A 12,025-nucleotide genomic window follows, 5' to 3' on the forward strand; every position below is an offset into this window, starting at 1 on the left:
AATTTTCTTGAAAAGCGTTATTTTTGGATTACAGTGGGGGGACGAAGGAAAAGGTAAAGTAACAACTTATTTCTCAAAGGATTATGATTATGTGGTAAGATACAGTGGTGGTAGCAACGCTGGACACACAGTTGAATATACTGATTTTAAATTGATTCACCACCTGCTACCTTCATTTTACGTAAAAAAAAATGTTGGAGCCATTATTTCTAACGGAGTTGTTTTGGATTTAGAACAACTAGTCGAAGAAATTGAAGAATTTAAAAGTAAAACAGGTACATATCCTAAACTTTACATTTCAGAACTTGCACATGTTGTCTTGCCACATCATAAGAAACTAGATGAAAAGTTAGAACAAATTAAAGGGAAAAATGCTGTTGGAACCACAAAACGCGGAATAGGTCCAGCTTATGCTGATAAAGTGCATAGAATAGGAATAAGACTTAGTGATTTTAAAAATAAAGATAAATTCTATGAAAAAATAAAGAACATTTCAAAACTCTACAAAAATCTATATAATATTGAAGTCGAAAGTATTGAAAATGTTTTAACCTCATACGAAAAACTAAAAAGCCATATAGTCCCTCATGGAGAAATTATTAACCTAATAAACAAAAACAAAATATTATTTGAAAGCACACAAGGCGTACTACTGGATATAGATGTTGGAACCTATCCGTACGTAACTGGAGCAAATTGTAATACAACTGGAATCCAAAATGGTGTTGGCTTTCCTGTAAAAACTGAGAATTATATAGGCGTTTTCAAAGCTTATTTAACAAGAGTTGGAAATGGACCATTTCCAACAGAAGCATTTGGAAAAGAAGGTGAAGAAATAAGAAAAAGAGGTCACGAATTTGGAGCAACTACAGGACGTCCTAGAAGATGTGGTTGGCTTGATCTTCCTCTCTTAAAGTATGCAATTACAGTATCTGGAGCTACAGAACTTGTAATGACAAAAGGAGATATACTAAACGGCATGGAAAAAATAAAAGTTTGTGTGGCATACAAAATTGACGGTAACATTGTAGATAGAATTAGCTCAGTAGATGACTTGGAAAAAGCAGAACCAATATATGAAACTCTTGATGGCTGGGAAAATCACACTTCAAAAGAATTCAATGAATACTTAAGCTTTATTGAATCTTACGTAAAAAGAAAAATAACACATATTTCTGTAGGTCCAAAAGTTGAAGAAATAATAAAATTGTAGGGAGGGAAAACATGGAAAACTGTGTATTTTGTAAAATAATAAACAATGAAATTCCATCCGAAAAGTTATACGAAGATGAAGATTTTATAGTTATCAAAGACATTAACCCTGTTGCCCCAATACATCTTTTAGTTATTTATAAAAAACACGTTCCTGTAATACACGAATTATCAGAAGATGATCAAAGAAGATTTTGGAAAATATTTAATATAATTAAAAAATTATCAGAAGAACTAAATTTTAAAGAATATAGAATTGTTCAAAACAATGGAAAACAAGCGGGACAAGAAATTCCACATATACATTTTCATGTAATTGCCGGAAGAAAATTTGGGAAAATTGGTTAAAAAATAGGAGGAGTGATAGGATCAAGGCTATAGTATATTTACCAATAAAACCTGAAGTTGCCAAAAAACAGAATTTACCAGTCAAACTACCTGTTTTAGTTGAGGATATGCCGCTTATTACAGAAATGGATAGAATACCTTTAGATGTCATAGTAAGAGGACTTGAAGCCCAATATTCTGTTGAAAAAACAGATTATTGGGCAACTTACCTTGTTTATTTTTACTATGAAAAGTTTAAAAAATTACTTAATGAACAAAAATATGAAGAAGCGAGAAAAATACTCGAAAAAGCAAAAAATGTATTATACGATTACAGATATCACTTTTACTATGGATTATTATTTGCTAAACTAGGTGATTATGATAACGCAGAAATTGAGTTAAAACAAGCAGTATCATTAAATCCTAATTTCTATATTGGATACTATGAACTAGGGAACGTTCTTTATTTAAAAAAGGATTACGATGAAGCAATAGAAATATACATGAAGGCATTTGAATTAAACAAAGAATTCTCATTACCTCTTTTAAAAATTGGAGATACATACTTTGAAAATGGTCAATTTAAAGATGCAGAAATTGCATATAAATCTGCTTTAAAAATTGAAAAACTACCACAGGTATATTTGAGATTAGGGGTCTTATATAATGAACTTCAAAAATTTGAAAAGGCTGAAAAAATTTTTAGAGATGGATTATCTGTGGAGTACAAACCTGAAATTGCATACAACCTTTCATATACTTTAATTAGACTTGGAAAACATTTTCAAGCTTTGCAGATTCTAAAGGAGTTGGCAAATAATTACCCAACTCCAGAAGTATATAATGAACTTGGATTACTACAAAAAAATTTAGGTTTGTATGAAGATGCAGAGGAAAACCTTAAACTTGCTGGAGAAGAGTATGAAGAAAATTATTTAAAAATTTTGCTCTATACTAAAGGATACGATCATAAAATCCTTGATAAATTAACAAAATATGATCCCGAATATGTTGATTTCCTGAAAAAAGTACTATTCAAATTAAAAGACGAACTAGAAGAAAAGCTTTCCAATATAAACTTTCAATTTGACGAGCTAGAAAAAGTATTTGATCTAACGGATGAAAAAGGAGAAATTATCCTAGATGAATTTTCAAAAATAGAAGCTAAAGATTTTAATCAAAAACTTTCATATATAATTTCAAGTGCCTATATTGCCGGTGCAGATCCAATATTAATTGAAAAAAACCTTGTAAAAGCTTCCATGGTTTTATTTAAAATTGATAAGATAGTTAGTTTTTATAAAGTCTTTCAAATAATATACTTTGGAAGACTCTTTGAAAAATTAAACTTTGAAGATTTAATAGATAAATCTTTAGAAGTACTTTCAGAGTATGATTTTCCTTTAATGAAAAAAGCCCAACACATGCTTGAAATTGAAAGAACTTCCTTAGAAGATTTTTGGGAAAATTATACCGAACCAAATGATTTAGAAGAATTTATTTTAAAATTTTTAGAACTATTAAGTTATGAACCAACTCAGTACGAATTAGATGAAAATACTTTCCTTGGAAAATTAATGAAGTTTATATTAAACATATAGGTATAATAAATCCCGCAAGAATGCGGGATTTATTTTTGTTTTAAAAATTAATTTACATTAAATTTTTTAATTGACACTAACTTTTCTCTGTGGTATTATTTCCTATGACAGGAGGTGATTAAAATGGAAAAAATTCAAAAAATAAGGGAAATTATCGCTGACCAACTTGGTGTGGATATTGAAGAAGTTACGGACGAAAAGAGTTTGACTGAGGATTTAGGTGCTGATTCATTAGATATGGTGGATTTAGTCATGGCCTTTGAAGATGAATTTGGAGTAAAAGTGGAAGATTCCGATCTTTCAAAAATTAACACAGTAAAAGATGTTATTGATTTAATTAGCGCAAGAGTTTAATTTTTACTATACAAAATTAAAAGCCCCCTTCAAAAATTTGAAGGGGGCTTGATTTTTTATAGACTTTATTACATTGGGAAATATCCTCTTTTTTTGACTGCTTCTGCTACTCTTGAAATTGCGACAATGTATGCAGCTGTTCTCATATCTGTGTTGTATTTTTCTTTTGTTGCGTATACTTCACTGAAAGATTTTGTCATTATCCTGTGCAATTTCTTTCTAATATCATCTATATCCCAGAAGAAGCTTTGTAAGTCTTGTACCCATTCAAAGTATGATACTGTAACTCCACCAGCGTTTGCTAGAATATCAGGAACAATAAGGACATCTTTTTCGATTAATATTTTTTCTGCTTCTTCTGTTGTTGGACCGTTTGCACCTTCAACTATAATCTTTGCTCTAACATCTTTTGCGATCTCTCCATTAATTGCATTTTCAAGCGCTGCAGGAACTAAGATATCAACATCTAATGTGAGTAATTCCTCATTTGATATTGGTTTACCTTTTGGATATCCTTTGATAACTCCTCCATTTTCGTCTCTGTATCTAATAAGGTCATTTACATCGAAGCCTTCTTCACAGTATAAGCCACCACTTACGTCACTTACTGCAACAATTTTTGCACCATATTCTTCATGTAAAATTTTTGCTGCATAAGAACCTACGTTTCCAAAACCTTGAACTGCTACTGTTGCTTTTGAAATATCCATTCCTTTTGCCTTACATGCTTCAGCAGCTGTAATTGAAACACCACGACCGGTTGCTTCTGGTCTTCCTTCTGATCCACCAAGGTCTAATGGTTTTCCGGTAACTACACCAAGTGTAGTATTTCCAGTATTCATGCTGTAAGTATCCATAAACCATGCCATAATTTTTGCATTTGTATTTACGTCTGGTGCAGGAATATCTTTTGTTGGTCCTACCATCATTTGAATTTCAGAGAAGAATCTTCTACTGAGTTTTTCTAATTCTTTTTCTGATAATTTTCTAGGATCAACTCTAACTCCACCTTTACCTCCACCGTATGGAAGGTTAACAACAGCACATTTCCAAGTCATCCAGAATGCAAGTGAAGAAACTTCATCTAAATTTGTTTCTGGGTGATACCTTATACCACCTTTTGCAGGACCTCTTGCTGTATTATGTTGAACTCTATATCCTTCGAATATTTCAACTCTCCCATCATCCATTACTACTGGAAAATGAACAATTAGTGATTTTTGTGGCCAAAGTAAAAAGTTACCAATGTTTGGGTCTAAATCCATGAGTTTTGCAGCTCTTAAGAATTGGTTTTGTGCCATTTTATAAAGTGGTCCAGGAGCCTCTAATCTACCAAGTTCACTTAATCTCATTTTCAATACCTCCCTATGTTGTTGTAATACACTTAAATTATCACTTATATTAGTATATTTATCAAACTTTATATTTTGTGAAAATCCTAACATAAAACTGAATTATTGAAGAATATAACATAATTCTTTAATATACTAATCAAAGCTTTTAATAGGATACGTTTATTTTTTCAAAAATTGTGATAAAATACTTTACGAAATACTACAAAAAAATAAGTAGGGCGCTCAAGTGCGCCCTACTTTCTATTTCCATCCATTTTGTGGCCTATTCATTGGAGGATAACCATTTCCATAAGGATTACCATAGTGTGGCATCATCGGTCTAAATGGTCTTCTTTGAAATCCTGGGACCACATTATTTTGAAATTTGAGCCTTTTTAAATTTTCAATTCTTTCTTTTATCATTTGTTTGTAAGGAATTTCTACTGTAATACCTTCACTTCTAAGTTTGTATGCTAAATAAAATGATGAATCTTTGCTAAAATTAACTTTTACTACTTCAAGTTCTACTTTTTCTCCAGGTTTAAATTCAAAAAATCTCCACATAGGTCCAACAAATATCTCAACATCGCTTCCTTCATCTGTTTCAAGTATAATTTTTGACTTTGAAAAACCTGGATTTGCTATTATGTAAACTTCTTTTATTGTTCCTGTGTATGTTGCTGGTTCACTTACTTCTACATTTCTTAACTTATCCCATACATTTTCATAATCCATCGGTTTAGCTGTTTGATAATTATAAGGAAAAGCAAATAATGCACTTATAAATACAATTGAAACAAGTAAAAACACCAATTTTCTCATAACTTCCACCTCCTATTTAAAAATTAGTTTTTTAGGATTAGACTTTTGATTCTTTTATATTCATCTTCACTAATTTCTCCTCTGGCAAATCTCTCGTTTAAAATTTTCAAACTCTCATCATTTGAAAAATTGTACGACGAAGACGTTTTTTCATTAAAATCTTTTATCAAGTTTTTTAATATTCTATAAAATAAGAACACTACTAGGATAAATAAAACAAGTCCAATTACTGGAATAATCCATCCATAAAAGCCGTGGTACCATACTGGATAGAACCAATGCATTATCTCACCTCCCTGCACTTTACATCTTCATTATATATATTTAACCTTAAAAAATCCTTAGAAACTGTAATGATATAATAAAAAAGGTGAGGTGATCAAAATTGAAAAAATACATTGAGAAATTAATTAAACTTGTTCAATTAGAAAGAAATGAAGAAATAAAAAAAATGGAGTGGGAAATAAAAAATTTATCTGGCTTTGAACGAGAAAAAAAGGGAAGAGCAATATTAAATTTAAAGCCAAAAGTAATCGGAGAAGAACTTGGATTATATCTTATTAAATTTGGAAGAAGTAAAATAATTGAAACAGAAATTAATGTTGGTGATGAAGTATTAATAAATAAAAATAAAGGAAAAGTTAGAGACGATTTTAAAGGTGTTGTAGTCGAAAAAGGTTCAAAATTTATAGTAGTTTCGTTAGACAAACTCCTTCCAAAAAGTTTTAAAGAAGTTAGAATTGATCTCTACGCAAGCGACGTAACATATAAAAGGCAAATTGATAATTTAAAAAACTTATCTGAAAATGGCAAAAAAGTTCTTTCTTACATTCTAAAAGATATCAAATTTGATGATATTAAAAAAATTGATTTTAAACCTTTTGATAAAAATCTTAATTATTCTCAAAAACTTTCCATTTCTAAAGCACTTTCAAGCAAAAACTTTTTCCTTATTCACGGTCCATTTGGAACCGGAAAAACAAGAACACTCGTTGAGTATATCTTACAGGAAGTAAAGAGAGGGAAAAAAGTTCTTGTTTCGGCAGATAGCAATATGGCTGTTGATAATCTTGTTGAAAGGCTCTCTGAAAAAGTCTCTCATGTAAGGATTGGTCATCCTTCAAGAGTATCAAAAAAACTTTTATCCTCTACTCTTTTGTTCAAAATAGAAAAACATGAAAGATATAAAGAACTCTATAAATTAAAAGAAGAGTTTTCAAATTTAATAGAAAAAAGAGAGAAATTCCAAAAACCTATACAAAAGTGGAGACGTGGACTTTCGGATGAACAAATTTTGAAACTTTCAAAAGAAGGTAAAACAACAAGGGGAATACCATTAAAAATGATAAATGCCATGGCAGAGTGGATAACTTTAAACAATAAAATAGAAAAAATCAAAGAAGAAATGGAAAAACTTGAGGAAGAGATTTCAAAAGATATAATTGAAAACTCAAGTGTTGTATTTTCAACAAACTCATCCTCATATTCTGAAATTTTAAAAGGATTTGAATTTGATGTTGTCGTTATAGATGAAGCAGCACAAACTACTATACCTAGTGTTTTAATTCCGCTTTCAAAAGGTAAAAAATTTGTACTAGCTGGAGATCACAAACAGCTTCCACCAACTATTATCTCAGAAAAAGCAAAAGAACTTTCTATAACATTATTTGAAATACTCGTTGATAAATATCCACACATGAAAGAACTTCTCAATATTCAATATAGAATGAATGAAAAAATAATGGAATTTCCAAATATAGAATTTTACAATGGAAAACTCAAATCAGGCATTGGAAATATAACTTTAAAAGATCTTGGATTTGAAGGTAGTGATGAAATTACAAAACCTGAAAATACAATTATTTTCATTGACACAAAAAGTAGAAAAAATAAAACAGAAAACCAAAAAAAGGATTCAACTTCATATTTCAATGAGCTTGAAGCAAATATTGTAAAAGATATTGTTGAAAAATTTCTAAAACTTGGGTTAAATAGAGAATATATTGGTGTTATAACACCTTACGATGACCAAGTCGATTTAATTAAATCTTTCAATCTTGGAGTAGAAGTTAATACAGTTGATGGATTTCAAGGAAGAGAAAAGGAAGTTATAATCATTTCATTTGTTAGATCAAATCAGAGAAAAGAATTAGGATTCTTAACAGATCTGAGACGTTTAAATGTATCAATCACACGTGCAAAAAGAAAATTAATTTGCATCGGTGATTCATCAACTCTTGAAAACCATCCAACTTACAAAAAATTTATTGAGTTTGTAAAAAATAAAGGAGTATATTTAGTATAAAAAATTCCCCAGACATTCTGGGGAAATTGCTATAATTTTTTCACATTTTATTCTTTAAAAAAGTAACTAGACACTTTTTATAGGATCTTATATTATGATAAACCAATTATATTTCCTTCTTCATCAATGTCTATATTAACCGCATTTGGAATTTTTGAAAGCCCCGGCATTCTCATAATGTCACCTGCAAGTGCCACTATAAACCCTGCACCTGCAGAAAGTTCAAAATCTCTTATTGTAAAAGTATAACCAGATGGTGCATTAATCTTTTTTGGATCATCAGAAATACTTGATTGTGTTTTTGCAACAATTACCGGTAGTGTATCATATCCATGCTTTCTTAAGAACTTCAATTTACTTTTTGCTTTATCGGTATAAATCACGTTCCTTGCCCTGTAAATTTCTTTTGCAAGTGTTTCAATTTTTTCTTCGAGACTCATTTCTGGTTTAATAAGAGGCTTATATTGATTCTCTTTTATGTTTTCAAGAACAAGATTTGCTAAATCAACAGCACCTTCTCCACCCTTTTCAAAGGCATAAACAAGTGCATGAGGAATTTCACAATTCTTTGAAAATTCATCTAATTCTCTTTGCGTGTCACTTCCAAACACATTGAGAGCTACAATAACCGGAACATTATATTTTTTCAAATTTTCAACATGCACTCTAAGATTTTCCAATCCTTTTAGCATTGCTTCTACATTTTCTTTGTCAAGTTCATCTTTTTTAACACCACCATGGTATTTTAAAGCTTTTATTGTAGCAACTACAACAACTGCATTTACATCGTAGCCTGCAGTTGGAGAAACAAAATCAAGAAACTTTTCCGCACCTAAATCTGCTGCAAATCCTGCTTCTGTTACTACATAATCAGAAAGCTTTAACGCTAATTTTGTTGCAATTATGCTATTTGTTCCATGGGCAATATTTGCAAATGGCCCTCCGTGTACAAATGCAGGTGTATTTTCAATTGTTTGAACAAGATTAGGTTTAATAGCATCTTTCAATAAAACTGCAAGTGCTCCTTCAATTTTTAAATCTTTTACTTTAATAAGCTTTTTGTCATAACTTTGAGCTACAACTATATTTGAAAGTCTTTCTTTTAGATCCTTAAGATCTTTAGCAAGACACAAAATAGCCATAATTTCAGATGCAGCAGTAATTATAAATCCATCTTCACGTGGCTGCCCATTTGCACTTCCTCCAAGACCTACAACTATATTTCTAAGAGCCCTATCATTCATGTCAATGGTTCTTTTCCAATATATACGAGTGGGATCAATTCCAAGTTCATTTCCAAACTTTATATGTGCATCTATTACTGCTGATATCAAATTATGAGCCGCTGAAACTGCGTGTATATCACCGGTAAAATGAAGATTTATATTCTCCATTGGGAGAACTTGAGAATAGCCTCCCCCGGCAGCCCCACCTTTAATTCCAAATACCGGACCAAGTGATGGTTCTCTAAGTGTCACTATTGATTTTTTCCCGAGTCTATTTAGTGCCATAGAAAGCCCTATACTTGTTGTTGTTTTACCTTCTCCGGCTGGGGTTGGGGTCATTGCAGTTACCAAAATTAACTTTCCATCTTTGTTATTTTTAACTTTTTCCCATATTTTCAAATCAACTTTTGCTATGTACTTTCCATATGGCTCAACATATTCTTCTGATATGTCTATTTTTTCTGCTATTTTTGTTATTTTCTCCAATTTTGCTTCTCTTGCAATTTCAATATCAGTTTTCATCTTTTTCACTCCTTTCAACTACAAATGTGGTATATTTATCATTCTTAATATAAATATTAAGCCCCATTTGATCACAAAGTTTCTTTACTATATATAGTCCTAATCCATGACCTTTAGATTTTCTCGACTTATGAAATTTCTCAAATATCCTTTCTTTTAAATCATTGCTTATACCTTCTCCGTGATCTGATACTTCTATTCTGTCTTGATACAATTTTATCTCAATAGGTGCTTTTCCATGATATATAGCATTATCAACTAAATTTTTAATTACAATCTCTAAAGCTTCTTTATTGGCCAAAATTGTTCCATCTCCGATTATTTTAATTTCAATATCTTTATATCCAGCTACTATCCCTTCAACTAGCGTTCTTAAATTAATTTGTTCCATATCAAGTTCCAGATTTTTTGAAAGTAATATCATATTTTCAACCAAGTCTTTCATCTTCTTGGAAGTTTGAGCAATAGAATCTATAGCCTCTTTTAAAATTTGTTCATCTTTGTGACCCCATCTTTCAAGCATTTTCGAATAACCTATTAAGTTTGCTATTGGAGTTTTTAATTCATGAGATACATTTGATACAAATTCTTCTTGAAGCTTGTAATTTTTTTCAACACGATCCATAAGTTCGTTAAATTTTTCAACAAGCTCATCTACTTCATCATGAGTATTCGGCTTTATAAATCTATAACTTAAATTATCGCCTTTAATTTTTGAAAGCTCACTGACAAAATTTCTTAAATGCTTTGTAGATTTCTTTGTTATAAAGTATGTAAGAAAACTAATAAGTGACAATGAAATAGCAAAAATATACACAAAAATTTTCTTTATGTTATTTAAGTAATTTACTATAGGAGTAATATCTTTTCCAACTATCAAATTTTCTGCCCTTAAAAAAAGGTAAGTTCTACCATTAATTTCAAACTTCCCTATTTTATTTATTGGCCCAATTTCGTAAGGATCAACAATAACGACCCCATCTTTTGAAATATAAATATCATTTTTTGGATTGTGCATTCTTCCCATGGGTGTAACAAGCCAAGGTCTAACACTTTCAATTAGATCTTTTTTAGTCGACTGATAGATCATCAACCGAATACTTGAGTATAAAAGGATCAAAACTATTGCCATTGTAATAGCTGTAATAACAGTAGTTATATAAGTTACTTTAGATGAAATACTCATTTTTCTTCTTTTTCCTCCAAAATCTTTTCGATATCCTCTTTTTCAATATAATATTTTGTACTACACCATTTACACTCAACTTCAGCTTTTCCTTCGTTTAACATTTCTTTAAGCTCATCTACTTTTAAAAGCTTCAATGACTCAACAGCCTTTTGATATGAACAATTACATTTGAATTCTACTTCTCTTTCTTCAATTTTTTCAATTTTATCCCCAAATATATGTTTTACAACATCTTCAACAGTATTATTCTCTAAAAAGTTTGATATCGGAGTAATTTCTTTAAATTTTTTCTCAATTTCTAGTATATCACTTTCAGGTAAATTTTTATCCAAAATTTGAATAACTATTCCACCGGCTTTTTTAATACCATTTTTGTCAACTAAAACTCCAAGTGCTATAGCAGTTGGGAGCTGTTCGGAAACAGCAAAATAATGTGCAAGGTCCTCTGCTATTTCTCCGCTTACTAACTCAACTGGTGTAACATATGGAGTTTTTAAATTTAGATCTCTTACTACCTTCAATGTGCCTTTTCCTATAGCATTTTTTAAATCAAATTTTCCAAGTTCATTTGTCATTGTTTCAACTATCTTTGGGATAACGTAGCCTCTTACAGTACCATCACTTTTTGCTTGAGAAGCTATGTACTTTATTTGATTTGAACCTTCAATAATATAGGTTAATGTTTCTTTTTCAGAAAGCCAAGGAATCATTAATGCAGCACCAGTCAACAATCTACCTAATGCTACCGCAGAAATTGGAGAAAGTCCATGTTTTTCTGTTGCAGCCCTAACAATTTGTGTACTATCTATTACTGAAAACCTAACAAGAGCCTTGTAAGCAATACCATTTTTCAACATATAAAACTACCCTTCTTAATTAAGATATTTTTCAGTAACCCTCTTAACTGCTTCAAAATTATCTGAAAACATTACCTTTTTGACTTCAAAATCAATAAGTTTGTTTTTGTAAATCGTTTCAAGAATGTTATCAACATGGGATTGAGATGGAACAAAAAGTATTGGTAAAATATGATACTCTTTTTCTCCAAGAAGAACTAGCCAATAGTAAGGGGTGTTCCTCATAATTCCACCTCCTATGAAATTTTTTGGTAAAGCTTGTTTCCGTTTACA

12 protein-coding genes are annotated in these 12,025 nt (G+C 30.6%); 5 read left to right on the forward strand and 7 right to left on the reverse strand.

Annotation, left to right across the window (positions count from 1 at the left end):
• The first annotated feature begins 7 nt into the window (after positions 1-7).
• From JG780_RS01720 to acpP, 4 genes are all read left to right on the forward strand, one after another.
• The gene (locus JG780_RS01720; RefSeq protein ID WP_114702175.1) at positions 8-1,213 is read left to right on the forward strand and encodes an adenylosuccinate synthase; all 1,206 of its coding nucleotides are present in this window, start codon (positions 8-10) and stop codon (positions 1,211-1,213) included.
• A gap of 11 nt (positions 1,214-1,224) precedes the next feature.
• Positions 1,225-1,560 carry an HIT family protein gene (locus tag JG780_RS01725; protein ID WP_004100603.1) on the forward strand — a complete coding sequence of 112 codons (336 nt, stop codon included), beginning with the start codon at positions 1,225-1,227 and terminating at the stop codon, positions 1,558-1,560.
• A 107-nt stretch (positions 1,561-1,667) separates the two neighbouring features.
• Entirely contained in the window at positions 1,668-3,143 is a 1,476-nt protein-coding gene (locus JG780_RS01730) for a tetratricopeptide repeat protein (protein WP_287569033.1), read from the forward strand.
• 123 nt (positions 3,144-3,266) lie between these two features.
• A complete protein-coding gene (acpP, locus tag JG780_RS01735) occupies positions 3,267-3,497 on the forward strand; it encodes an acyl carrier protein (protein WP_004100598.1) in 231 nt (76 codons plus the stop codon).
• A 68-nt stretch (positions 3,498-3,565) separates the two neighbouring features.
• On the opposite strand, the gene JG780_RS01740 is transcribed toward acpP, so the two are convergent.
• The 3 genes from JG780_RS01740 to JG780_RS01750 form a co-directional block, all read right to left on the reverse strand.
• A complete protein-coding gene (locus JG780_RS01740) occupies positions 3,566-4,849 on the reverse strand; it encodes a Glu/Leu/Phe/Val family dehydrogenase (RefSeq protein ID WP_004100596.1) in 1,284 nt (427 codons plus the stop codon).
• Positions 4,850-5,092: 243 nt separating this feature from the next.
• A complete protein-coding gene (locus tag JG780_RS01745; RefSeq protein ID WP_004100594.1) occupies positions 5,093-5,653 on the reverse strand; it encodes a hypothetical protein in 561 nt (186 codons plus the stop codon).
• Positions 5,654-5,676: 23 nt separating this feature from the next.
• The gene (locus JG780_RS01750; protein WP_004100591.1) at positions 5,677-5,937 is read right to left on the reverse strand and encodes an SHOCT domain-containing protein; all 261 of its coding nucleotides are present in this window, start codon (positions 5,935-5,937) and stop codon (positions 5,677-5,679) included.
• A 101-nt stretch (positions 5,938-6,038) separates the two neighbouring features.
• On the opposite strand from JG780_RS01750, the gene JG780_RS01755 reads away from it, so the two are divergent.
• Positions 6,039-7,958, forward strand: a complete 1,920-nt coding sequence (locus JG780_RS01755; protein ID WP_287569034.1) for an IGHMBP2 family helicase — start codon at positions 6,039-6,041, stop codon at positions 7,956-7,958.
• 92 nt (positions 7,959-8,050) lie between these two features.
• Here JG780_RS01755 and JG780_RS01760 read toward each other — a convergent pair whose 3' ends face one another.
• From JG780_RS01760 to JG780_RS01775, 4 genes are read right to left on the reverse strand one after another with little or no spacing between them, the layout of a single operon-like run.
• A complete protein-coding gene (locus JG780_RS01760) occupies positions 8,051-9,706 on the reverse strand; it encodes a formate--tetrahydrofolate ligase (RefSeq protein WP_287569035.1) in 1,656 nt (551 codons plus the stop codon).
• Positions 9,696-10,892: a sensor histidine kinase gene (locus JG780_RS01765; protein ID WP_287569037.1), complete on the reverse strand. Its 1,197-nt coding sequence runs from the start codon at positions 10,890-10,892 to the stop codon at positions 9,696-9,698. The genes JG780_RS01760 and JG780_RS01765 overlap by 11 nt, the downstream gene beginning before the upstream one ends.
• A complete protein-coding gene (hslO, locus tag JG780_RS01770) occupies positions 10,889-11,752 on the reverse strand; it encodes an Hsp33 family molecular chaperone HslO (RefSeq protein ID WP_287569038.1) in 864 nt (287 codons plus the stop codon). Before hslO ends, JG780_RS01765 begins: the two co-directional genes overlap by 4 nt.
• A gap of 15 nt (positions 11,753-11,767) precedes the next feature.
• On the reverse strand, positions 11,768-11,977 hold the full coding sequence (locus tag JG780_RS01775) for a hypothetical protein (RefSeq protein ID WP_004100582.1): 210 nt from the start codon (positions 11,975-11,977) through the stop codon (positions 11,768-11,770).
• Positions 11,978-12,025: the final 48 nt, after the last annotated feature.

Origin of the sequence: Thermosipho sp. (in: thermotogales) (genome assembly GCF_020054775.1) — a bacterium.
GTDB lineage: Bacteria > Thermotogota > Thermotogae > Thermotogales > Fervidobacteriaceae > Thermosipho > Thermosipho africanus.